Source organism: Paenibacillus taichungensis, assembly GCF_050994985.1.
Taxonomy (GTDB): domain Bacteria; phylum Bacillota; class Bacilli; order Paenibacillales; family Paenibacillaceae; genus Paenibacillus; species Paenibacillus taichungensis.
The window spans coordinates 5527901-5551314 of the sequence record NZ_CP194720.1; the positions used below are offsets into that span (position 1 = coordinate 5527901).

A 23414-nucleotide genomic window follows, 5' to 3' on the forward strand; every position below is an offset into this window, starting at 1 on the left:
TGATATATCTTGATGCCAAATGGAAGAGGGCTGCAGATGATCTGCAGCCCTCCTTATGTATCCTACCGTCCCGCTACCAAAGGAACGGTTTTTCTATTGCCAGGGTGCTTGCCCTGTCTGGACTTCCTGCAAAATCTTCTTCATCACGGGTACATATACTTTCCAGTAAAACCGATCCGGAACCCCCTTTTGATCCGGTGTGAGCCTCGTTTTTACCACATCCCACCCTTTAATACGGCGCCAGAACGAATAATGCTCCAGCTCTCCGAAGGATCCTGCCATATAATATGTCCGATTATATCCCTCATGCCGGATAAGAGCAGCGAATTCCACCGGAATACCTGCGTCCATCAGTTTCTGCTGACCATTCTCCGTTAGATCCGTCTTATACCAGGCCAGTACAGTAGCCTGTTGCTCAGGCACAATGATGTCAAACCATTCGCTGTAATGGATATCCCGGGTAATTCCACTCCATTTCCCACCTTCCTGTGTAAAGGAGAGCTTTATGTCACCGGTCTTTACATCACGGCCTTGCTTCAGTACAATCACACGTCCATCCTCATGAATCAGTACAATACCTGCTCCATGATAGGGCCACTCCTTTTTCTCCCTAAGCTCATAGTTCATTCGTACCTTCTGTGGCACTTCATCCAAGCTCTGCAGATCCGATACCGATCTCCCCTGCCATCCGCTGCTTTTCATGCCCAGAATCGGATACAATTGCTCTCTTGTCATGTTCGAAACAGAATTCGACAAGGCGCTAAACTCAGCGACAATCGTTACGCCTTTGGTTGCAGCTTCACGAATTTTGTGCGCATCATATATCGTAAGACCTTCATAAGTTTTGCCTTGTATACGTTCATTCGTATCTGTAGATGAAATATGATGATTCGCCGTCAGATAGATCAGGTCCGTGTCGGTCACCTCATCCGGCAATTTCCGTTCAATCCGGGAGATTCCGTTCTGTATATCATATCCGTAGTAGTCCTCTTCATACGTATAATGTTCCCCTGTCTGTTGGACAATCTTCTGCTGATTCAGAATCCAGACTAGTCCCTTATGCCCTACATAGGACAAGTCCGGTTTACTTTTGTCAACAATCATGATGTTAAGCGGTGTCGGTGCCTGTGATTGCCACAAAATCCAGGGGATAACCAGGACCACTGATACCACGGTCAGACAAGCCAAAGTCCATCCCGTGAGCGGCCTGTGACTTCTATTCATGAAGCGTATTCCTCCTTGCTCTGTTCCAAGGTATAACTATGATCGGCATAATACTCCTTTCCCTTATTACTGTCGTTCCTTCTGTAGCCCATCCACCCATAGACCGGATCGGGAATGTATATAATACGTCCACGCCCTTTCATCTGTTTCATATGTTTGTGCAGTCGCATGACAAGCTCTATATGACCCACGTGGTTATCTGTCTTGTAACCGTCGATTTTTATGACCCTACATGTTCGTTCATTTCCTGAATTCCCTTACTCGAATAAACCGCCTCACACTGGGTACAATAATACAAATTTTTCAAATGAACCCTCTATATACAAACCGGGTAAATGATACACTAAGCATTCTATCGGCTTTCTTCGTTTGTGATATAATAGAAACAGAAAATTCCGGTAATTCGCATCATATTCCGGATGTCCGGATAACATATTATTCCAGAAAGAGGGAGTTTTACGTGGCTCAAATCAGTCCGTCTTACCTTCAGATCGGTGCAACTCTGGGTATGCTCGTCATGGCCCTACTTGCCATTTTTATTCGAATGAAAGCCAGCCACCGTCCGGTAACCATTCGCAAAATACTTATTCCTCCGTTGGGAATGAGTACGGGTTTTCTCATGTTTGTTGTACCTGAGACACATGTTCCGCTTCTATGGGCACTTATCGCGCTGTTGGTGGGCTGGTTTATATTCTCGTATCCCCTCATTCGCAGTACTCGCTTTGAACGAGTTAATGAAGAAATTTTTGCCACCCGTTCACGAAGCTTCGCGTTCATTCTGCTTGGATTGCTTGCAATACGTCTAATCCTGCATGAAGTCATTCAGCGTTATGTGAGCATTCCTCAAACGGGTGGATTGTTCTTCCTTCTGGCCTTCGGTATGATCGTACGCTGGCGGGTATATATGTACAAGCACTATAAGGAAGTTGTTGCTGCCGAATCTTAGCTTCATCGCAACATCCTAACAACTAAAAAGACACGTTCTTTGCACTTCACCGTGCGGAACGTGTCTTTTCCTGTTCTGGCATATATTCAAGGAATTCTATATCTATTCGGGGTCCGCAACCTTTACAAGCTGTTTGCCCAGGTTATCTCCAGAGAAGAGGCCCATAAATGCTTCAGGCGTCTGGTCAAAACCTTCCACAATGTTTTCTTCAAACTGAATGTGGCCTTCCTTGATCCATTTAGCTAGTTTGGCTCGGCCTTCCTTAAAGGACTTGGCATAGTCACCCACCAGAAAGCCTTTCATTAACGCGGTATTCGTTAACAGTAACGTCTGCGGGCGCATGCCTATGTCAGGTTTCTCCAGATTATATGACGAAATCTGTCCACAGAGTGGAATACGTGCATTCCGATTAATATGGCGCAATACTGCATCGGAGATTTCACCGCCAACATTGTCGAAATAAACGTCTACCCCAGCCGGGCAAGCCCGTTCAATGGCAGCAGACATATCCTCTTCGTGCTTATAGTTTAACACCACATCGAATCCTAGTTTTTCTTTCAGATAAGCACATTTTTCGTCAGAACCTGCAATCCCGATTACACGCGCACCTACAATCTTGGCGATCTGGCCCGCAATCATACCTACCGCTCCGGCTGCTCCCGATACAACTACCGTTTCGCCGTCCTTTGGCTTACCGATGTCTTCCATGCCAAAATAAGCGGTCAAACCGGTCATGCCAAGCGCGCCCAGGTAAGCCGTAATTGGAGCCTCTTCTGTATCAATCAGTGAAATATCCCCTGTATTTACGGCTGCATACTGCTGCCAGCCCCACATGCCGGATACCAAATCCCCTTTGCGCAGATTGGGTTCCGAAGACTCCACCACCTGCCCAATCGTTCCGCCCTTGATCACTTCATTCAACGCATAGGGGGGAGCATAGGATTTTGTATCTTTCATGCGGCCCCGCATGTATGGATCTACAGACAAATATAGCGTACGTACCAGGACTTGTCCTGCATCCGGTTCAGGAAGCGGTGCATCAATGAATTTAAAGTCTTCTCTGGATGGGGCACCTTCGGGACGAGACGCAAGTACGATCTGTTTATTTTCAGACACCAAAATGACCTCCTTCTTGCCAGTGGACAGGGGTTAACCCTCTGTCAGCTGATATCATTCACCACCGGCTCTATGTGTATCGCCTCTAAATAGTTTAAACCGAAACAGGCGGATCACAAACGTGGGCCGCCTTGAAATATGCAAATATCATCACATTGGAGACATTTGGAGCCATTATTGAGCAGTCAGAATGACAGGACCATCTGCTGTAATGGCAATCGTATGCTCATATTGGGCTGACAGACTCCCATCCTGAGTACGCGCTGTCCAACCATCCGAGTCCAGCTTGCTACGGTACGTACCAATGTTCAGCATCGGCTCAATCGTAATAACCATACCTTCCTTGAGACGTGGACCACGATGTGGCGGGCCGTAGTGAGGCACCTGTGGTTCCTCATGCATTTTCTCTCCAATTCCGTGACCGATAAATTCACGGACAACCGATAGACCTTCACCTTCCGCATACGTCTGAATCGCATTGGAGATATCACCGATCCGGTTGCCGATCACAGCCAGTTCAATCCCTTTGTAGAGAGATGTTTTGGTAACGTCCAATAGATGTTGTGCTTCCGGAGTCACCTGGCCCACCGCATACGACCACGCGGAATCGGCCAGCCAGCCGTTCAGATTCACGACCATATCAATCGTAACGATGTCTCCATCCTGCAGTACATATTTCCCCGGAAATCCATGACAGATCACATCATTAACCGACGCACATGTCGCATATTGGTACCCGTTGTATCCCTTTTGTTCCGGCGTGGCGCCATTTTTCTTCATAAAAGCTTCTGCAAACTGATCAATTTCCTGTGTCGTGATCCCTGGACGGATCATTCCAGCGATTTCTCTATGGCATGCGGCAAGAATTTCTCCGGCCTTCTTCATAAGTTCGATTTGTTCTTTGGTCTTCAACGTAATCATTACAACTACTCCTGTCCGTTAAAATCTCATCCTGTCTTCTATTGTAACGCGAAATGCTCAAAATAAAAAATTCCGTGTAATCCTCGAGCATCCTATTATACGCCTAGCCCCTGTCCAATGAATATAATCCCTTAAAAAAACCGAAACCCACTCCAACAGAGCCCCGTATATGCTTAAAACGGTTGAAGACGAAAGGATGAACTTTCATGTTCAAAAAGATTATCGGCAAACTCCTCGATTCTAAATCTTCATCTCATCATAGGCGTAACAGCTCATCGGATAGACACTCATATAAACGTCACAGCAGTTCCTCAGGCAAACGTGCCTATCAACGCTATTCATCTTCGGATGCGAAGCGTCGGGATAGCCGCCACGGCTCCGGTTATTATAAAAGCAGGAAATACAGCTCCAGCTAGACTGGCGCTAAGTCATCGTATATGTATTAAAAGGGTTGTTCTGCCAGCCGTTTTCACGGTTAGCAAAACAACCCTATTTATTTCTTCATCGCAATTTCATCAGCACACGGTCAATATCCGCCTGTAATTCCAGCGCCCCACCTTCATAGCCTGGACGAAGTCCAAGTAGTCGTTCCAGCATATCGCGAACTTCCGGCGTGAGCTTGAGTTCTTCCTGCCAACTGGCCGGTTTGCGGCCCTTCTCTGGCTCGTAAGCGGAATACAGCATGAACAAAAGAAAATGACCGAGATCCTGCAAATCCTGGTCAGGTGCAGCCAGTTCATCTTCAGGCTCAGGTAATTCATGCATCCGTCGTTTCAGCTCAGGCAACAACGGCTCCCCCATGCGCCTTGCCAGGCCAAAATCAATCAAGTGCACCTGCACGTCACGTAAAATGACATTTGGAATACGAACATCCCCATGAATATATCCCTGCTCATGAACATGCATAATGGGAGCCAGCAGTTGTTTTACCAACTCCAGACAATCCTGTTCCGTATATTTGCAGCCTTGCTCGAATATGCACTGTTCCAGTGTCTCCCCAAGGATATACTCGGTGACAATGTAACTGCGCGCCCGGTATGTGAACACGTCCAGCAACTTAGGGATAGCCGGATGATCCATCCGATTCACCACATCTGCCTCCCTGTCCAGCAACTGTACAGCGAGTCTACCTTTGCTGGGTTTGGATTCTTTTAACGCCACATCCTTGCCGGTCTGTTCATCGGTACACAGGTATGTCAGTCCATAACTCCCCATGCCGAGCAAGTCATATATCGTATAACGCCCGGCGATCTTTGTACCTTTCCGCCGGGGACGATCAGTCCATAGGCCGAGCAGTCTTTGCCAGCTTCGTCGCAGCTCCACAGATCCTCCCACGCCAGCCATCTGATCTCCTGTTTTTCGTTTAAGCAGAGCAGATCAGCAGCCAGTCTTGTTGTTGTATGGGCTCATTATATCAAGCTATCTGTGTAAAATCACGACGAGCATGGGCCGAGTTCTCAGGCTTCTTTGTGCTTTTTGGGCAGCAGCCCAAACAACATTCGGAGCGATGTTCCTTTGGGTTTTCGTTTTCTTCCCTGAAAGCTGCGCAGATTGGTGACCAGTTCACGGTCCCTCTCTTCTTCCAGCTTCTCATTCATCCAAAGACGCTGCTTCTCCATCTGCTCCTGGAGAGCAAGATGGGTATCCGCCAGATGCTGCAGCGTTAACTCCAGTTCGTCCACCCGATGCTGCAGCAGTTGTACCTGATCATCCTGCTGTCCGACAGCACCGTAAGTCACTTCACTCACCAGTTGTCCCAGACCTTCATAAGATCTCAATGCTCCTGTTGGTTCAGGTCCCTCAGGAAATATTGCAGGCATCACTGTTGCCGCACATTCAGTCTCTGAGGCCTCCTCCATTACCATCACAGGCACGTCTGGATTCAGTACGGTCACCACAGCATCCGCAAGTGGCAAGTTATGTTCCCTAAGTTCTGTCATCAGTCGTTCGATGCACTCGATATCGTCCGACTTGAACAATCTGGATTTGTTGGCGGAACGCTCGAATCGATACCCTTGTTCCTCAAGCGCTGCCGCATATTTACGAAGAGTACTGGCACCAATGCCCAGGCTCTTGGCCGTTTCCGTCGTTGCTCCCACTTCTTCAATCATTATTATTCCCTCCCGGAATGAAGTCTTTTTGATACAAGGTAGTGGCTTCAGCGTTCCCTTCTGGAACTGTCATCGGATCGGGTCAACCTGTCTCATAGATCAAGTACGCATATTTCATTTGCTTGTCGGTATGTATTCGTCAGTCTCTTGGCAGATCCCTTTGACGCTTTTCTTCTGTTTCTGCGGATTCATAAGAACTTTTGTCAGTTGCCTCATTCGTAAAAATAACCCTTCATCCGACAATGAGCATGAATGCTGTCATGTCGAAATTCGTTGGTGCAAATGCCGTCACTTTTTATGAGGATGAATTATTCATGTCAATTTTGTTAACTCCATTGCTCCAATACGCTCCCGCGACAGAGGAAATCATTGCTGCACAGCTTTTCCATGTGTTATCTTATGTAACGTAGAAGCAGTTATTCGCATAAAATAAAGGACTATACTTAACATATGTATCATTATGAACGGATAAATCAAATGTAAATGGGGGCTGAACGGCAGTGTTAGGTAAATCAGGTAAAGTAGCGGTGATCGGGGCGGGACTTGTCGGTTCAAGTTGTGCGTATTCCATGATTAATCAATCGATATGCAGAGAAATTATGATGGTTGACCGGACGTATGATCGCGCGGTTGCACAGGCGCTGGATTTTTCCCATTGCATGGATTTCACACATAACCGCACGAAGGTATATGCTGGCACTTATGCAGATTGCGGCAGCATGGACGTCATTGTCCTAACTGCCGGAGCGAATCCGAAGCCAGGGCAGACTCGTCTGGATATTCTGGAAGAAGCGGAGTCTATTGCCAAAGATATCGTTGTTCCCATCATGAATAGCGGATTCCGGGGGATTTTTGTCGTCGCGGCCAATCCGGTTGACATAGTAACTTATATGGTATGGAAGCTGTCCGGTCTTCCGCGTGAACGAGTCATCGGTACAGGTACGTCTATTGATTCCTCCCGGCTCAAAACGCTGTTGTCCGAAGTCTTCTCCATCGATCCACGCAGCGTGCACGGATATGCTCTAGGGGAACATGGGGAATCCCAGTTCGTGGCATGGTCCCATGTCACCATCGGAGGTAAACCGATTATGCACATTATGGAGCAGCATAAGGAACGCTTCAAACATCTGGACCTGGAAGATATCGCTCGCAAAACAAAAGATGCCGGTTGGGAAATTTTCACCCGTAAAGGTTCCACTCAATTCGGAATCGGTAACGCACTCGCACATATTACCCGTTCGATTCTCAACGATGAACACAAGATCATTGCTGTCTCCGCGATTCTCGATGGCGAGTATGGACAGAGCAACGTCTGTGCAGGTGTTCCAGCCATTATTGGCGGCGATGGGATCCAGGAGATTATCGAATTGAATCTGGATGCATCTGAACGTGAGAAATTCGAGCGTTCCTGTGAAGTTTTGTCAGGCAACATCAATCGTCTTACCCTGGTTTGATCTATCCATTCAAAGACGGTCCATAACAAAATAATTAAAAACACAAAAACGCCAATAACCTCCTGATTCAGAAGTGTCATTGGCATTTTTGTGTTTGTTTGTTTGTTTGTTTGTTTTTATCCACCTTGGGAGTACGGGTTTCAGCTTGGTGCAAGCTGAGGTTCATCTGCTGGCCCCCATTGCTGCAATACCCGCTTTAATTCACTTAGCATGATTGGTTTGCTGATGAAGTCACGCATCCCAATTTCCAAACAAGCTTCCTTGTCTTCACGTTTGGCATTTCCGGTTACCGCTATAATAGCTGGAATACGCTCCTGTGGAATTAATCGATGTACAAGGTCTGTCGCTTTGAGTCCATCCATAACAGGCATCTGAAGATCCATCAGGACAATATCATAGGCATTTTGCGAAATGGCTTCAATCGCTTCAACGCCATTGGTACATACATCTGCTTGGTAACCAAGCTTCTCCAGATACTCTGTCAAAATCTTTCGGTTGACCGGGTGGTCCTCGGCAACGAGAATACGGATCGCCACCTTGTCCCCCTGGCGAGTTCGATCATGGCTGAATTGACGTGCAGATTGCTCTGCAGTCGCATCTACGCTTGTAGCAGGCACGGCGAAGCGGAAGGTTGATCCTTTTCCATCTTCACTCTCTACACTGATACTGCCACCCATAATCTCTACGAGCCGCTTCGAGATGACCAATCCAAGACCTGTCCCGCCATATTTGCGGTTAATGACAGGATGCAGTTGAGAGAATGACTGGAACAACTGATCCAGCTTATCTTCTGGAATACCGATCCCCGTATCCTTCACAGCAAAGTCCAGCACACTCGCTTCCGGTCTGCTGCCGCGAATAATATCCACGGTAACATCAATGCTCCCCTGATCCGTAAACTTCAAGGCATTGCTCACCAGATTGACGAGAATTTGCCGAATACGCATCGCATCGCCCACCATAAACTCAGGAATGTCGGGATTGAGACGATATCGGATCTTCAACTGCTTCTCCTCCGCCTTAGACGAGAAAAGTTCTGCAACCTGTTCCAACATGATGCGCAGCGAGAACGGTTCGTAGGCCAGAGCCATTTTCCCGGACTCCAATTTACTGAAATCAAGGATGTCATTCAGGATATTCAAGAGTGCATCGCCGCTCTCACGGATAATCTCGGCGTATTCTCGCTGTTCCTCTGATAAATCCGTTCCAATGAGTAATTCAGTCATGCCTACGATGCCATTCATTGGTGTGCGAATTTCATGACTGACCATGGACAGGAATTCCGACTTAGCCTGCGCCGCAAGTTCAGCAGTTTCCTTTGCGCGCACAATTTCGCGATCACCAGTCACATCATTGAACACGATAACGGCACCACGAATCTGACCTTCATCGATAATCGGTGTAACCTGATATTCCACCAGAAAGCTGGTTCCATCTTTGCGCCAGAACACATCCTCCTTCACTGTACGGCGCTGCCCATCCATCACCGTCATATGAATAGGGCATTCACTTTTTGGAAAATAGCTGCCGTCTGCACGTGAATGATGAATGATAGGATGCGAGTTTTTGCCGACAAACTCTTCCGCTTCGTAGCCGAACATGGAAGCAGCAGCCGGATTCATAAACCTGGTGATGCCATCTGCGTCCAGTCCATAGATGCCCTCTGTAACCGAGTTAAGAATCAGGGCATGCTGTTTGCTAAGCTCCTGGATCTGCTCTGTATAATCCTTACGCTCCGTAATATCAGACAAAATCCCATACACACCCACGAGTTCCTGGTCCACAATGATGGGAACATTAATGATAGACACATCAACCTTCCGGCCACTGGAATTCACGATCCGCGTTTCATAATGTTGGGGTTTCCCCTGCTTCACCAGTTCGAAATATGCTTGCCCGCCGTGCACTTCACATTTATCCAAATGCGAAAGAAAGGACTGCCCGATCAATTTGCTTCGAGGTACATCCAGCATTTTGACCAGATTGCGGTTCACTGCCGTATATTTGCCTTCGAGATTCAGCGAGTATACCGCTGCCGGATTATGTTCGAAGAGAGATTTATAACGTTGACGACTCTCTCTAAGACGTCTTTCTGCATTTTTATGCTGGGTAATATCCCGGCTGACGCTGACGATCTGAGTATTCTTGCCCTCTTCTCCGGCCACCGGCTTTGCCAACGTTTCCATCCAGATGTAGTGCCCCTTCTTATGAAGCACTCGCATCTTGCAGCCATTCCCACTCGACGACATCTCCAGAAGTTCAGGGTAATCCTCAGGATAACAGTAATCCTTCAGGAACTTTCCCGTTACCTCTTCCGGACGATAGCCCAGCAATGAATAGACGGAAGGAGAAACATAAAGCAGCTTGCCGTCCATCGAACTTGTGGTGATTAGATCCTGGGCATGATCAGCCAACATCTGATATTTCTCTTGCGTTTCGTGCAATTTACGTTCGACTTCTACGATTTCGGTTACGTCTCTGGCAATACCGTATATCCCCACGATAACTTCTTGTTCCGTTATGGGTACATACGTAATCTCGGCCTGTTTCAGAGAACCGTCTCTATGATAAAACGTGATCGACTTACTGACTGAATGTCCAGCCAGTACCTCACGAATGTACTCTTTACGTGACTCCTCACTCTCGGGAGGGCAAATCCTATCTCGATTCAAGTTGCGGAGTTCTTCAAATGTATACCCTGAAATCCTCTCAATCGAGGGATTGGCATCAATATAATTTCCATGGATGTCCATCACATATATGGCATCTGGGTGATTAAAAAACAATGATTGGTAAGAACTTCCTTCAGAAATAATGCGCTTCAGGGTTTCCGTTTTATTAATATCCAAGGCTTACCCCTCTTTTCTCAGCCTATATCTTCATCTAACAACCAAAAAATATAATTTCCGGCGAAATGGGCCTACCCTCGAATAACCATGTAAGCCTTCCTAGAAACAGCTTTTTTTATTTTACCAGATTCCAGTTCGAATTTGCTTACAATCTCTTCACCAAAACCATGTATAAACGACAAAAAATCCCCTTTAAGCGACATAGCCCGTCAATAACTGAGGTCTATGTTTGCTTAAAAGGAATTTATTCACAACCAATTTGTGAGAAAATTAAATTTCTTTTTTTCTAAAGTATAACACTCCGATTAAAATGAAAAGAACTGCACTGCCCCCGACCACTGCCAGCATAGTCCCAAGCGGAACATTGTAAGCTCCGAAACCTCCACCTTCAAACGGTGTCATTAGAATCATCGGTTGCGCCCAAGGGTAATACGGGCCAAATGTAGCCGAGTTCACGATCAGAATGTTCGGTACGGTCAACGCAAAATTCAATGCCAGCGGTGCGGCAAAGCTGCTCCATACCAAGGAAACGAACATTTGTAGTGCAGCGAGCGGCACACAAGCGAATAGCCCCAGCAGCAACTTACCTGTAAGCAATCCCCATGGGATGGGATCCGTCATGCCCTGGATCATACCCGCCAACAGGATGGACCCGAGCAACAATAATTGCGTGCCTGCCAGAAGCAAGATCACGATGGTCAGTTTACCTGCATATACGCCCGTACGGGTGAGCGGCAGCACCAGCATTTGTTTCCATCCTCCACCCGCATGCTCGAACCGACAGACGAATGACGTAAATACGCCGGTCAGGATGGGCAGCAATAACAGACCGTGCAGAAAGACCATTGAGCCCATAAGCACATTCCATTGACCTGATGGTGTGGATAGCAGCCCGATAAGCAGTGCGATCAATGGACTAAGCAGAATCAGAAGCCAGACAGGTGATTTGCCCATTTTTAATCGCTCAGAGGATAGGATTCGAAAATAAGTAGTTGCAAAACTCATCTTAGGCCACATCCTTCCGGCTAAAGTGCACCATCCCCAGCAGCATGATCAAGAGACCCGAACCTACGCCCAAACCGACATACACGAATGGTGTTGGGCTGGCCCAAGCCATCTGTGCCCAAGCAAGCGGAAAGTACGGTGAGATACTGAGTGCGAACATCCCCATTACTGCGAGTACAATTCCAAGCGTGACGGGAAGAGCCTGATTTTTGTTTACCATTGTCAGCCATAGCTCCAGCGATAACACCGGAAGTGCGCCAGCCAGCGGCAATAAACCCAACTTGATTGCATGTATCCAAGGGATCTCACCAGCCTCGAATCCAAGTACCAGTCCCAGACCAATAATTCCCGCTGTTAATAACAAACAGGAGATGATGAGCAGCATACAAGCGAGCAGGAACTTGGCCAGGTAGACCGCAGGTCTTGTGATTGGCATCGCCAGCAGCTGCTTCCACGAACCCTGTTCATGCTCCACATTTGCGATCATTGAGCTGAGAATCGTCGCCCCCAGCATCAAGGCAAGCGGTACAAAAACAACCACATTATCCAGCAAACTCTCCCACAGATGACCCCCATACTGTTCTTTCAGATAGTCCAAACGAAGCCCGAAATTCAAAGCTTGCATCGCTGTTAGTCCAATGGGTGCCAGGAAAACGAGAAACCAGATACCTTTGCCACGAATTTTGAGCCAATCGGACGATAACGCACGGCCCGTCATACCGTTGCCCCCTCACCGATGACTCGCATGAACAAGTCTTCTAGAGATTGACGGTGCTCTTCCACACGATAGACCGCGTGATCCTGCTCAACCAATCGGCGAACTAGCAATGCAATCGCGCTATTATCCATATACGGGAACGTGAGCGCGGCTCCTTCACGTTGACCGAACTGTCCCTGCTCTCTTGCCAGCTTCATCGCCTCTTCCGGCTCGGAAACCGTCAGTCGAATGGAGCTGCCCGTCTGGCTATGCAGATTGGCGATCGTATCCTGAAGGACCATTTTCCCCTCACGAATAATGCCAACCCGGCTTGCCATCTGTTCCACTTCACTCAGCAAATGGCTCGACACCAGTACGGTGATACCGTGTTCCAGCGGCATGCGTTTGATTAATTCCCGGATCTCCTGGATGCCTGCTGGATCAAGACCGTTCGTCGGCTCGTCCAAAATCAGCAGCTCCGGCTGACCCAACAAGGCACTTGCAATCCCCAGACGCTGTTTCATCCCAAGCGAGTAACCTTTTACGGAACGTTTGGCATCCCGGGTCAGATCCACGATGGAAAGCACTTCGGCAATCCTCGATTTGGGTACATTTAATATCCGGCGCAAGGTTTCCAGATTCTCCACCGCGTTCAGATGTCCATAGTATGATGGATATTCAACCAACGAACCTACACGTCGCAGAATGTCCATGCGATCCTTGCGGATATCCTTGTCGAATACACGGATGACACCTTTGGTTGGCTTAATTAAGCCAAGAAGCATACGAATAGTTGTTGTTTTGCCAGCGCCGTTGGGACCAAGGAAGCCATAAATATCTCCCTTTTTAATATGCAGATCAAGTTCACGGACCGCCGCACGGTCCCGGTATGTTTTCCATAAGTTAGCGGTTTGAATAATGTTGTCAGTCACTGTTTAATCACCTCGGATATCATCGTAACCTTCCAAGGTTAAAGCTGAAGTCGGCTGAAGTTTAAGTTTAGTTTAAAAAAAGGTTAGGGCCTTGGTTATCCAACACCCACACCGCTATAGAGGCACACCCGCAGTCCGTTCTCGGAACTGTCCATCCTCTTCCGCAGACCCATCTCACGAATCAGTAGATCCACGATAGATAACCCCAGACCTGTTCCCTTGGTATCCGAATCTTCCTGCAATCCTGGTCCCCTATCCTGAATAACAAGAGCCTTCTCCCCATGAATCTGTTCTGTCGATATGCCAATATATTTTCCACTCGCTGCATGACGGATGACATTCTGGAACAGGTTATCGAGAACACGACGCAATCCCTGTTCATCCACCTGCCAAATCAATGGTTCATCCGGCAGATCAATATCAATCTCAAACTGCTCTTTCTCCCACACAGGATACCAGGCCGCTGCCGTTTCTCTGACAATTCGCAGGACGTCCTTCTGTTCCAGCTTCAATGTATATTTTCCGCTGGTGAGCAGGTTGTACGACAACATGTTATCGATCAGTCCGCTCAAGTCATCCATCTTGGCTTCCATACGACGCAATGAAGTATCCGCAGCCGTGCTTAGGGGTTCTTTGTGAAGGGAATGCATATGTCCACGAATGACAGTCAACGGCGTACGCAAATCATGCGATAAGCCTGCGACAAGACGTTTGCGAAGTTGCTCTTCCTCCCGCTCCCGATGACGACTATCTGTCAACTGATGCACCATTTCGTTGAACGATTCCTCCAGATGTCCAATCTCGTCCGATCTGCGAATCTCCACAGGAAGTGGAATGCCTTCCTTGCCCGGCGTGATCATCGCCGTCTGGAGACGGATGAGCCGCTTGCGAATTCGCGCAAAGAACAGGATCGACATGATAATAAATAAGAGGAAGATGATCATCATTAATCCACCCAAATACAAAAGTTCCATAGGCCAGTTGTTCTGCGGTTTTTGCAAAAGATACCTCGGAACCTCAATCACCATAAAGCCTTGTCCCTTGTTTTCGCTATCTCCCCCTACAAAAGAAACCACCGTTAGCGGATCACGATAGGACGCTTGCTTCATAAATTCCAGGGTAGTGTTTGAATTCCATATCGCTGGAATCTGGGTCTCTGTTCTCTGATGATTCAACGTCCACTTCAATGTTGTCATTGTTGTTCCATCCACGGTGGTTTCAGACACATCAACATCCTCTCCAGCGAGAATAAATGCCGTTTCACCGTTTTGGTCCACACGGTACATCGAAGATTTGGGATATTTACGGTGCAGCTGTTCCATACGTTGTTTGATTTTTTCAGATGTCGCCCCATCCAGCTTCTCGGATTCCCGGGTCCACAGGTTGCTAATTTTCGTGCTATCGCCATAAGGTGCCGTATTTTCTTTATTTGTATTGTTCACCACCACCACATAGATGATGGATGTAATGGGGAGAACGACCGGTACAAACAAAACCGCTGCCAAGATCAAGAGGATATACCGGGACATCAGGGTCCGTCCAAAACGCATTTTCCGTTTGCCTGTAAGGCTACGTTTCACTACCCTATTCCTATCGGATGGATCGCGCATCGTCGCTTTTTTGCTCATGGCTTCTTCACACGATACCCAACACCGCGAACGGTTTGAATGATAGTTGGGTTCGCCGGATCACGCTCCAGCTTCTCGCGCAGATGCCGAATATGTACCATTAATGTCTTGTCCCCATCCAGATAAGGCTCGTTCCAAACGGCTTCGTAGATCTGTTCCTTGGTTCGAATCATGCCCATATGCCTGAGCAGGTAGGCGAAGATATGAAACTGTTTGCCTGATAAAATAATTTCTTCCCTCGTCTCCTCATTCACGATCCGGTGATCCTTCTCGTAGATGGACAAGTGGTCCAGTTTTACCACAGTATCGGCCGAGATTGCAGTTCCTGCTTTTCGAAGCTGGACTTCAATCCGTGCGGCGAGTTCATCGGGATGAAATGGCTTGGTTACATAATCATCGGCAAAATCAAGCCCATGCAGCTTATCGTCAATGGACGTTCTGGCCGAAAGCATGACAATGGGTACTTCAGGATGTTCCTTTTTGAGTCGCTGTCCTACCGTAAATCCATCCAGCCCCGGCAGCATGACATCCAGAATAACCAACGAACAACCCCCGGCAGCCTCAGCCGCACCTTCACCACTTCCGAGCCATACCACTTCATATCCGCGCTCCTCCAAGTCGGCCCTAACCCATGTAGCAATTTCCGTATCGTCTTCAATGTATAACAGTTTCGTTTTCATGCGCGCATTCGTTTCCTTTCTGCACCCTTTGGGTTAATTATATATTTGAAACATAATGAAGTATCTTGTTTATATAAAATGTACGAATGATGATCACACGGCCATTGATATCCTTTTATTTTAAATTATACCTTAATCATCCGCTTCGCATAATTCTGCATCGAATGCTGCGACTTGCTCACATAATACATGTGTATACGACGGGAGGAAATTCATTATGCTGTTGGAAGCCATCTTTCATCAACCGAAACGGAACTGGGCCTACGCCTGCGATAAGGATACCATTCGTCTGCGTTTGCGTGCCAAAAAGAATGATCTCACCGAGGTATATGCCCTGACTGGCGACAAATACGCCTGGGATCGCACCAAAGAGCTGGTTCCTTTAACCAAATATACATCCGATTCCATGTTCGATTATTATGAGGGGCAAGTAAAACCACCGTATCATCGGCTGAAGTATTCCTTCCTGCTGAAAAACGGCACAGAACAGATCTGGATGACCGAGACGGATTTCCAAACGCATGAACCCGACGATCCTGGTCATATGTTCCAGTTTCCATATATCCACCCCGGAGCTGTATTTACACCGCCTGCATGGGTGAAGGATGCGATCTTCTATCAGATCTTCCCTGAACGATTCGCAAATGGCAACCCTGACCTCAATCCAGAACATGTGGAACCCTGGGGTGGTGAGCCAACCCCGTTTAACTTCTTCGGAGGTGATCTGCAGGGCGTCATCGACCATCTGGATTACCTTGAAGAGTTAGGCATTAATGCCATTTATTTTACACCGATCTTCGAGGCAACAACCAATCACAAATACGATACCGAAGATTATCTGCGAGTAGATCGTCATTTTGGTGATGCAGATACGGTTAAACGGCTTGTTGAGCTGTGCCATGCACGCGGAATCCGGGTGCTATTGGATGCGGTGTTCAATCATTCTGGTAAGACCTTTGCGCCGTTTGTCGATGTGCAGAAGAACGGGGAGAAGTCCAAATATAAGGACTGGTTCCATGTGCATGAATTCCCGCTGGACGTGAAGGATGGCATTCCTACGTATGAAACTTTTGGATTCGAAGCTCATATGCCGAAGCTGAACACGGAAAATCCGGAGGTGAAGGCGTATTTGCTAGAGGTGGCCGAATACTGGATCAAGGAAGTGGGTACCGACGGCTGGCGGCTGGATGTCGCGGATGAAGTGGATAATGCGTTCTGGCGCGACTTCAGCCGTGTAGTGAAGGCTGCGAATCCGGATGCCTATATCTTGGGTGAGGTATGGAATGAGTCCTCCTCCTGGCTGCAAGGTGATCAGTTCGATGCCTCGATGAACTATCCATTTACGGAAGCCGTAAATCGTTTCTTTGTAAAAGATGCCATGCACGCCGAACAGTTTGCGAACTCGATCGGTCGACAACTGTCCCGCTATCCGTTGCAAGCCAGCGAAGTGGCGTTCAATCTGCTGGACAGCCACGATACACCACGGCTACTCACCTTATGTGAGGGCGACCAGCGGAAGATGAAACTGGCTGCGCTGTTCCAATTCACTTATATGGGTACTCCGTGCATCTATTACGGAGACGAGATTGGGCTGGACGGAGAGCATGATCCCGGTTGTCGGAAATGTATGGAGTGGGATGAGACGAAGCAGGATCGCGAGCTGTTCACCTTTTATCAAAAGCTAATTGCACTTCGCCATGCCCATCCTGCCCTGCGTGCAGAAGGCAGCATTCGATTCCTGCAGGCCCGTGAAGGCGGAAGCCAGCTTGTGATGGAACGACAGGATGAGGAGGAGCGTATTCTGATCCTGTTCAATCGTTCGGAAGAAACAGCTATCGTCGAGCTCGAAGCGGGTACCGGGGAATGGACGGAGTTATTTGGCGAGAATTATCGTACAGCCAAGGAAGAGGGAATCCTCGCAGTTGAGCTGCCCGCATATGGATATGTTGTACTAAGTACAGATATCACGTAGCTTCTTAATTTTATTGTATCCTTACAATTCCAACGTATTGCAAGCAACGCCGAATAAGCGCTCACAGACCCGCTACTGATCTGTATAGCGCTTATTCGGCGTTATCAATGGATCGTTAATTGATTTAGGGATATGGATACTATAGAAAGCTACTGTGGCGCGGTCAGCTGTTCCTTGAGCAATCGGATGGTAGCCTCATATTGCACAAGCCCCACTTGCATACACAAACGCTGTGCAGGTGAGATCTGTTCGCCAAATTGCCTCATCTGGCGCTGCAGCTCGGCATACAGCAATTCTTTACGATTCAGCTCCGACCGGACCCACCCTACGACAGTATCTTCATCCGCCAGCTCTCCGAAATACAGACGCATCAGAAAATCAGAACGGAACACCTCTGCTTCCAAGGGACTCATCAAATAGGTATTGAACTCCGCAGACCCTTTCGGGGTTAAGGTATACACATTTTTGTCAGGTTTCCCTTCCTGTCTAACGGATTCTTTGGTCAATAACCCCGACTTTTCCATCTTCGCAAGTGTGGGATAAATGGTGCCAAAGCTGGCATCGAAGAAAAATGAAAAATATTGTTCAAAGTACTGCTTGATCTCATATCCGGAACATGGCTGATTGTGCAGTATTCCGAGGATGACATGCTGCGTGTTCATCGGTGTACCGCTCCTTTCCAATTGCTCTTAACGTATCACATCCTCCCTTATACGTTCAACATCATCAGACGTTCACGGATTGGCTTATCCGGCAAAAGGATGCTTTCTTTATCCATGTTATCCACGATCAGGTGAAGGCAGGTTTCCAGTCAGAGCGACAGGTGTCGCAGCAGACTTGGACTCCAAAGGTATGCCGGATTGTGCAGGACCTGAGCGTTTGATCCACGTGCACACCGCTCCCAGAACCAACGTCGCCGCTCCAATCACTACGAGAAGCAGAACATCATGACTAATCCCATCTCCGCCAAGCACCAGATTCATCATGCCCTCCACCGCGTAGGTTGCCGGCAGATAATGACCGATCTGTTGATAGAAGTCAGGCATGACATCGCGCGGAATGGTTGCTCCTGATGACAACATCAGCAGAGGCAACAAGGCACTGTTTAACCACGCTCCAGCATTTCCAAGCAGCAGCAAGCTCAATTGCGCCACGAATAGAAAAGATAAAGTAATCAACAACTGAAATAGCCATAATATCCACCATCCATCTGCTGATGATACACCCATAACATGCATCATCCCTGCTCCAACGAGCGATACGATAAATGCAGCACCAACATTGATGATATTGCGCGCCCAAAAGCGTTCCCATTTTCCTGCCCTGCTACTGAGTTCACCAGAAACCTTTTGCAGATTCATGCCAAGCAGCATTGCACCTGTAAACGTAGCTGTCACAATCAACATTGGCACCATGGAAAAAGCAAAATTGTTAACTGGATTCAGCCGTTCCACTTCTGCCTCCACCCGGGAAGATAACCCCACTGCCATCGCATTCGCCTGATCGGCAGCCATACCTGATTGATTCAGCACTCCCCGAATGCTGTTTTGCTGTACTTCACGGTTCAACGTCGCTGTGACTTGTGCGGATACGGTTTGCATCACACTTTTTACGGTAGCCACGTTGGATTCATTCATCACATACTTCACCGCTACTGGACCCGACAAGTCTCCCGCCTGCTGCATGAAACCGGATGGAATCTCGATAATCATGTATACATCCCGGTCCGTTAACATCTGTCTGGCTTCTTCCATAGTTGACGAAGGTTTAATCTCGAAATGAAGACCCGTTGCAAGAGACTTTGCCACTGGCTCCGCTGCAGCGCCATCTTCATTTACGATAGTTACTGCAAGCTGATTCATCCGTGCATTTACCTGATCATATCCACTAAGCCAAATGGTATTAAAAAAAACCTGGAACAATACGGCTGTAATTAACCCGACTACTGTAGCTCCATTTTTCAAAAACAGAAGACTCGTTTTAAAAACACTTTTCATGTTATCCATCTCCTTAAGTTCTATAACTTTTTCTCCGTCCTATATATCGTATTGATATATGACAGTTAATAATATATCTAATCGATATATAAACGTCAATACCTATTTTCTTTGTGGGCAAAAGCAAAAAAAGCCGATACGCTTCTTCACCAGGAAGAATTCGTATCGGCTTTTCGTATCAAGATGGGAGCTCATCACCTTTTTTTATATTAAAAGGCACACCAAGTTAAAATTGATTTCAGGCCAAAGGCGTTATGCCTTGGCTTCCGGTTCATTTTCATTAGGAGACTCAGCTTCAGTCTCAGGCTCCGCACGCTTCGCCTTTGGTTTAGCAAGCTTCTCCATCATTTTCCGTCCTGTCGGTGTTTGGGCAAGCCCACCTTGGGCCGTTTCACGGTGCCTGCTCGGCATCGCACTGCCCACTTCCAGCATGACATCAATGACTTCGTCAGAAGGAATGGCACTTCGTACCCCGGCCAGCGCCATGTCGGCCGCAGCCAGCGCAGTTACGGCACCCAGTCCGTTACGGACGATGCAAGGGATTTCCACGAGGCCTGCGACAGGATCGCAGATGAGCCCTAGTGTATTTTTTAACGCGAGGCCAACTGCATGAACCACTTGCTCCGGCGTCCCTCCACGCAGCTCCACCATGGCTCCAGCGGCCATACCGATCGCAGAACCCACTTCAGCCTGACAGCCACCCTCGGCACCTGAGATAAATGAGTTGTTGGCAATGACATAACCGATCGCTCCCGCACAGAACAGACCGTTCACCAGATGCTCGTCACTCCAGCCAAAACGCTCCTGGGAGCTGATAAATACACCCGGAATGATGCCGCAGGAGCCAGCTGTCGGTGTGGCTACAATCCGGCCCATCGAGGCATTCACTTCCGATACACAAAGGGCATACGCCATGGCCAGTGCAGAGGCATCTCCAGAACAAGTCTCGCCTTTACGAATGTACTCAGCCATTTTTTTGCCGTCTCCGCCAGTCAAGCCGCTGCGTGATGTTGTATCTTCTGTTAGCCCTTTGTGTACAGCTTCCTTCATCACCTGATAGTAATCCGACATCTGCCGCACAACATCCACTTCCGGGATATTCGTCTCCTGAACCTGCTCTTCGATCATCAGCTCGGCAATGGTCTTGGACTCTGCTGTACAGATGGTATTCAGTTCATGTAGATGTTTAAACCGCATCAGGCTCGACCCCTCTCTTCAAATCAATCACGCGAATGTCCAGCATATGATCCAGCGACCGCAGACGGTTCAACATCTCAGGATTCGGCACACCATCCATCTCCATCGCTGTCAGTGCTTCACCATCCCGGGCTTTCCGATCCACTTGCATGTACCCGATGTTCACCCCGGACGAACTGATGGTGGAGGTTACCGAAGCGAGCACCCCTGCTTTGTCCGAATGGCGAAGTACAAGTGTGGGGAACTCTCCGCTGATCTGTACACGAAAATCATTCAATGCATGCACCGATACACTACCACCGCCGATGGAAGCACCGATTAGTGAACATTGGCGGTCTCCGTGCCATAGTTCAATCTTGACCGTATTCGGATGAGGAGCAGGCAGGCCGCTTGTGAAAAACTCTACCTCCATACCCGCTTCCTCTGCATATTGTTCTGCATCCGGTATACGTGGATCATCAGTCACATAATCAAGCAGGCCACCGATCAACGCAAGATCCGTACCATGCCCCTGATACGTATCAGCAAACGAGCCGTATAGAGTTAATCGAGCGCGTTCAGGCGTGCATCCCAGCCACTGACGGGCAATTCGCCCCAATCTTGCCGCTCCAGCCGTATGTGAACTTGATGGACCTGTCATGGACGGACCAATAATTGAAAAAACGTCTTTAAAACGCATCGCAAACCCTCCATTTATAATCGTCATTTTCATCCAGACGTACACCCATAATGTTCCTTTATTACTGAATGATGACATAAGAAAAGGACAGAAGAAGGCCCTAGGCCCTCTCTCTGTCCTCGATACCTGAGAGTTTCATGATAAGCAGCGCGGCGAATCGATGCATCCCTGTATTCACAGGTGATGTCACCCTGCACACCGTGCTGCTTGATCATATACCCCTTGGGTGGCGCAGTTCGCGCACTCTCCAGAGTTGCGTCCAACGATGGTACATTTACCTGAGAGATTAACCGCTGCGCCGGGTGCGTAGCAGCTTGCTCCTTCGGTGCCCGACAGCTGTCATTTTACTCGACATGCCCAGGTCTCTCCCGCTCGCTATCATTCGCTGTATGGAACCATTCTGATCTTGTACCAGAACGATAATTGAAGTTTTTAATACTTTCTCATTAAGATTAATCGACCGGAAGATCAGTGTCAACAAACTTAACGATTTCTTTGCGAATATTTGCTTTTTTCCATTTTATACACAAGATAAACGAACAAACTGTAAACTTTCATCACATGAATGTGTTAATGCGTTTCATCTCGAAAGCGCATACATTGTTCATTTTCTATTAGCCAATATCTGTGTTTAATACTATTTATGTTATGTTCCACTGAACGGTTCGGGTATTCAGGCAACCTTTATTCTGTACTAGAATTGCCGTATTTCTGCCTGTCACCCCACCATCGCCTTGGGCTTCGCCGGTTCATCGTAATACCTGCTTCGGGAAGGAAACATGCTCGTCACCCACAATCCCAACGCAGCTAACAGCATGACCCCAGATACAACTGTATATACCATACGAAGCGACAACTGCTCTGCTATTACCCCTGCAATCAAAATGGAAGCCACCTGTAGCACACTTAACACAAGTCCAAGTACACTGCTCATTCGCCCCATCAGATCGACAGGGATATTATTTTGATAAAAGGTAACCAGGCCGGTATTCGCCAGTGCGGAGCACAGACCGAGCAGAATAAAGGCAACAGCCGCCAGTTCAAACGAGAATGAACGGGCGAACAGGAAATAACCAAGCGCAACCAGAAGTACACCGCCACCCATCATGTGACGGACCGGCAAATGTTTGGCGAACATCCAAACCAGCATGGAACCTGCCAAATAACCGATGCCGGTGATACTCATTAATGCTCCGTACTGTGATTCAGGCAGGTTCATCACCTGACGGATAAACACCACTTCCTGAGCATCCAGCGACATGCCGACCACCAGAATAATCTGGAACAGGGCATATATACCGACCACGTAGCCCGACTTTCGGCTGAAGCTCAGTACAGCTCTCCAATCCTGGGCAATCATCCGAGGGGTCAGCCTGCTTCCCGTCCCTATATTCTGTTCTCCAATGCCCAGTTTGGGAAGAAACATTAGAATCAACGCAGAAGCAGCAAAGGAAACCGCATTGGCATAAATGGCTGCTGCCGGAGATAAATATAACAGCATCACTCCTGCAACTGCCGGGCCGGTAATAAATGCCCCTGAGCTGATCAAAGCTTGTAGGGAATTAAAGCGCTTGCGCCGTTCAGCAGGTACCAGCCGGGTAATGTATACCTGAGAGGAAGGGACAAATATAGATGAGGACATGCTGATCAGAAACATCACTGCGTACATCATCCATAGAATGGACATCAGTGGCAGCATCGCCACCAGCATCGCCCGTAGCATATCGGCACCAATCATCAACTGCCGCTGATCATAACGATCAATCAGGCTGCCTGACCAAAACTTAGTGCACACCGAAGCAATCGGCGAGATAATCCACAACCCTGCGACTGCCGCTGGAGACTGTGTCATATTCAATACCATCAGATTAATTGCCACAATATATATGAAATCACCCAGATTGGATATCCCCACTCCGCTAAGTAGCAATCCGGCATGCTTCCAGCCACCACACTGCCCCTTCGATGCAACTCTCTTTGCACGAATGTTCTTCATAGCGCTACCC

At 48.0% G+C, this 23414-nt stretch carries 21 protein-coding genes and 2 riboswitches; of the genes, 4 read left to right on the forward strand and 17 right to left on the reverse strand.

Features of this window, described 5'->3' with window-relative positions; all coding sequences use genetic code 11:
* Nucleotides 1–93: 93 nt before the first annotated feature.
* Both ACR1R9_RS24860 and ACR1R9_RS24865 read right to left on the reverse strand, forming a co-directional pair.
* Entirely contained in the window at nt 94–1224 is a 1131-nt protein-coding gene (locus ACR1R9_RS24860; RefSeq protein ID WP_310854380.1) for a hypothetical protein, read from the reverse strand.
* Nucleotides 1221–1376 carry a hypothetical protein gene (locus ACR1R9_RS24865; RefSeq protein ID WP_433922431.1) on the reverse strand — a complete coding sequence of 52 codons (156 nt, stop codon included), beginning with the start codon at nt 1374–1376 and terminating at the stop codon, nt 1221–1223. Before ACR1R9_RS24865 ends, ACR1R9_RS24860 begins: the two co-directional genes overlap by 4 nt.
* 308 nt (nt 1377–1684) lie before the next feature.
* Here ACR1R9_RS24865 and ACR1R9_RS24870 point away from each other — a divergent pair, with 308 nt between their 5' ends.
* The gene (locus tag ACR1R9_RS24870) at nt 1685–2170 is read left to right on the forward strand and encodes a CcdC family protein (RefSeq protein WP_175382111.1); all 486 of its coding nucleotides are present in this window, start codon (nt 1685–1687) and stop codon (nt 2168–2170) included.
* A 102-nt stretch (nt 2171–2272) separates the two neighbouring features.
* On the opposite strand, the gene ACR1R9_RS24875 is transcribed toward ACR1R9_RS24870, so the two are convergent.
* The 4 genes from ACR1R9_RS24875 to ACR1R9_RS24890 form a co-directional block, all read right to left on the reverse strand.
* A complete protein-coding gene (locus ACR1R9_RS24875) occupies nt 2273–3286 on the reverse strand; it encodes an NADP-dependent oxidoreductase (protein ID WP_099858621.1) in 1014 nt (337 codons plus the stop codon).
* Nucleotides 3287–3460: 174 nt separating this feature from the next.
* Nucleotides 3461–4207, reverse strand: coding sequence for a type I methionyl aminopeptidase (gene map, locus ACR1R9_RS24880; protein WP_063566201.1), 747 nt, complete (start codon nt 4205–4207; stop codon nt 3461–3463).
* Nucleotides 4208–4708: 501 nt separating this feature from the next.
* Nucleotides 4709–5551, reverse strand: a complete 843-nt coding sequence (locus tag ACR1R9_RS24885) for a serine/threonine protein kinase (RefSeq protein ID WP_326064207.1) — start codon at nt 5549–5551, stop codon at nt 4709–4711.
* A 113-nt stretch (nt 5552–5664) separates the two neighbouring features.
* Nucleotides 5665–6318, reverse strand: a complete 654-nt coding sequence (locus tag ACR1R9_RS24890; RefSeq protein ID WP_099858625.1) for a hypothetical protein — start codon at nt 6316–6318, stop codon at nt 5665–5667.
* 260 nt (nt 6319–6578) lie between these two features.
* Between ACR1R9_RS24890 and ACR1R9_RS24895 the strand changes: the two genes are divergently transcribed.
* Together ACR1R9_RS24895 and ACR1R9_RS24900 are read left to right on the forward strand one after the other, a co-directional pair.
* A complete protein-coding gene (locus tag ACR1R9_RS24895) occupies nt 6579–6728 on the forward strand; it encodes a hypothetical protein (protein ID WP_310854378.1) in 150 nt (49 codons plus the stop codon).
* Between the two features lie 90 nt (nt 6729–6818).
* Complete coding sequence (locus ACR1R9_RS24900) at nt 6819–7772, forward strand: L-lactate dehydrogenase (RefSeq protein ID WP_064642616.1); 954 nt, start codon at nt 6819–6821, stop codon at nt 7770–7772.
* Nucleotides 7773–7912: 140 nt separating this feature from the next.
* On the opposite strand, the gene ACR1R9_RS24905 is transcribed toward ACR1R9_RS24900, so the two are convergent.
* From ACR1R9_RS24905 to ACR1R9_RS24930, 6 genes are all read right to left on the reverse strand, one after another.
* On the reverse strand, nt 7913–10621 hold the full coding sequence (locus ACR1R9_RS24905; RefSeq protein WP_175382109.1) for a PAS domain-containing hybrid sensor histidine kinase/response regulator: 2709 nt from the start codon (nt 10619–10621) through the stop codon (nt 7913–7915).
* Nucleotides 10622–10891: 270 nt separating this feature from the next.
* Nucleotides 10892–11626, reverse strand: a complete 735-nt coding sequence (locus ACR1R9_RS24910) for an ABC transporter permease (RefSeq protein WP_099858626.1) — start codon at nt 11624–11626, stop codon at nt 10892–10894.
* Nucleotide 11627: 1 nt separating this feature from the next.
* The gene (locus tag ACR1R9_RS24915; protein WP_326064210.1) at nt 11628–12344 is read right to left on the reverse strand and encodes an ABC transporter permease; all 717 of its coding nucleotides are present in this window, start codon (nt 12342–12344) and stop codon (nt 11628–11630) included.
* Nucleotides 12341–13255 carry an ABC transporter ATP-binding protein gene (locus ACR1R9_RS24920; protein WP_099858627.1) on the reverse strand — a complete coding sequence of 305 codons (915 nt, stop codon included), beginning with the start codon at nt 13253–13255 and terminating at the stop codon, nt 12341–12343. The genes ACR1R9_RS24915 and ACR1R9_RS24920 overlap by 4 nt, the downstream gene beginning before the upstream one ends.
* A gap of 95 nt (nt 13256–13350) precedes the next feature.
* A complete protein-coding gene (locus tag ACR1R9_RS24925) occupies nt 13351–14835 on the reverse strand; it encodes a histidine kinase dimerization/phospho-acceptor domain-containing protein (RefSeq protein ID WP_433948870.1) in 1485 nt (494 codons plus the stop codon).
* Nucleotides 14836–14879: 44 nt separating this feature from the next.
* Entirely contained in the window at nt 14880–15563 is a 684-nt protein-coding gene (locus ACR1R9_RS24930; RefSeq protein ID WP_433922429.1) for a response regulator transcription factor, read from the reverse strand.
* Between the two features lie 217 nt (nt 15564–15780).
* Here ACR1R9_RS24930 and ACR1R9_RS24935 point away from each other — a divergent pair, with 217 nt between their 5' ends.
* Nucleotides 15781–17535, forward strand: coding sequence for an alpha-glycosidase (locus ACR1R9_RS24935; protein ID WP_433922428.1), 1755 nt, complete (start codon nt 15781–15783; stop codon nt 17533–17535).
* 149 nt (nt 17536–17684) lie between these two features.
* On the opposite strand, the gene ACR1R9_RS24940 is transcribed toward ACR1R9_RS24935, so the two are convergent.
* From ACR1R9_RS24940 to ACR1R9_RS24960, 5 genes are all read right to left on the reverse strand, one after another.
* Nucleotides 17685–18197, reverse strand: a complete 513-nt coding sequence (locus tag ACR1R9_RS24940) for a helix-turn-helix transcriptional regulator (protein ID WP_433922427.1) — start codon at nt 18195–18197, stop codon at nt 17685–17687.
* A gap of 117 nt (nt 18198–18314) precedes the next feature.
* Nucleotides 18315–19532, reverse strand: a complete 1218-nt coding sequence (locus tag ACR1R9_RS24945) for a YhgE/Pip domain-containing protein (RefSeq protein WP_433922426.1) — start codon at nt 19530–19532, stop codon at nt 18315–18317.
* Between the two features lie 252 nt (nt 19533–19784).
* Complete coding sequence (sdaAA, locus tag ACR1R9_RS24950) at nt 19785–20729, reverse strand: L-serine ammonia-lyase, iron-sulfur-dependent, subunit alpha (protein ID WP_433922425.1); 945 nt, start codon at nt 20727–20729, stop codon at nt 19785–19787.
* The gene (gene sdaAB / locus ACR1R9_RS24955) at nt 20719–21408 is read right to left on the reverse strand and encodes an L-serine ammonia-lyase, iron-sulfur-dependent subunit beta (RefSeq protein ID WP_076290630.1); all 690 of its coding nucleotides are present in this window, start codon (nt 21406–21408) and stop codon (nt 20719–20721) included. Before sdaAB ends, sdaAA begins: the two co-directional genes overlap by 11 nt.
* 111 nt (nt 21409–21519) lie before the next feature.
* Nucleotides 21520–21661: riboswitch (glycine riboswitch) on the reverse strand.
* Between the two features lie 4 nt (nt 21662–21665).
* Nucleotides 21666–21789, reverse strand: a riboswitch (glycine riboswitch).
* A 337-nt stretch (nt 21790–22126) separates the two neighbouring features.
* On the reverse strand, nt 22127–23404 hold the full coding sequence (locus tag ACR1R9_RS24960; protein WP_326064215.1) for an MFS transporter: 1278 nt from the start codon (nt 23402–23404) through the stop codon (nt 22127–22129).
* Nucleotides 23405–23414: the final 10 nt, after the last annotated feature.

What these genes read in the sequence shown, in the direction of transcription:
- ACR1R9_RS24860 (WP_310854380.1), bottom strand. Translation starts at nt 1,224, where the DNA reads ATGAATAGAAGTCACAGGCCGCTCACGGGATGGACTTTGGCTTGTCTG.
- ACR1R9_RS24865 (WP_433922431.1), bottom strand. Translation starts at nt 1,376, where the DNA reads ATGAAACAGATGAAAGGGCGTGGACGTATTATATACATTCCCGATCCG.
- map (WP_063566201.1), bottom strand. Translation starts at nt 4,207, where the DNA reads ATGATTACGTTGAAGACCAAAGAACAAATCGAACTTATGAAGAAGGCC.
- ACR1R9_RS24885 (WP_326064207.1), bottom strand. Translation starts at nt 5,551, where the DNA reads ATGGCTGGCGTGGGAGGATCTGTGGAGCTGCGACGAAGCTGGCAAAGA.
- ACR1R9_RS24890 (WP_099858625.1), bottom strand. Translation starts at nt 6,318, where the DNA reads ATGATTGAAGAAGTGGGAGCAACGACGGAAACGGCCAAGAGCCTGGGC.
- ACR1R9_RS24895 (WP_310854378.1), top strand. Translation starts at nt 6,579, where the DNA reads ATGTCGAAATTCGTTGGTGCAAATGCCGTCACTTTTTATGAGGATGAA.
- ACR1R9_RS24910 (WP_099858626.1), bottom strand. Translation starts at nt 11,626, where the DNA reads ATGAGTTTTGCAACTACTTATTTTCGAATCCTATCCTCTGAGCGATTA.
- ACR1R9_RS24915 (WP_326064210.1), bottom strand. Translation starts at nt 12,344, where the DNA reads ATGACGGGCCGTGCGTTATCGTCCGATTGGCTCAAAATTCGTGGCAAA.
- ACR1R9_RS24930 (WP_433922429.1), bottom strand. Translation starts at nt 15,563, where the DNA reads ATGAAAACGAAACTGTTATACATTGAAGACGATACGGAAATTGCTACA.
- ACR1R9_RS24935 (WP_433922428.1), top strand. Translation starts at nt 15,781, where the DNA reads ATGCTGTTGGAAGCCATCTTTCATCAACCGAAACGGAACTGGGCCTAC.
- ACR1R9_RS24940 (WP_433922427.1), bottom strand. Translation starts at nt 18,197, where the DNA reads ATGAACACGCAGCATGTCATCCTCGGAATACTGCACAATCAGCCATGT.
- ACR1R9_RS24945 (WP_433922426.1), bottom strand. Translation starts at nt 19,532, where the DNA reads ATGAAAAGTGTTTTTAAAACGAGTCTTCTGTTTTTGAAAAATGGAGCT.
- sdaAA (WP_433922425.1), bottom strand. Translation starts at nt 20,729, where the DNA reads ATGCGGTTTAAACATCTACATGAACTGAATACCATCTGTACAGCAGAG.
- sdaAB (WP_076290630.1), bottom strand. Translation starts at nt 21,408, where the DNA reads ATGCGTTTTAAAGACGTTTTTTCAATTATTGGTCCGTCCATGACAGGT.
- ACR1R9_RS24960 (WP_326064215.1), bottom strand. Translation starts at nt 23,404, where the DNA reads ATGAAGAACATTCGTGCAAAGAGAGTTGCATCGAAGGGGCAGTGTGGT.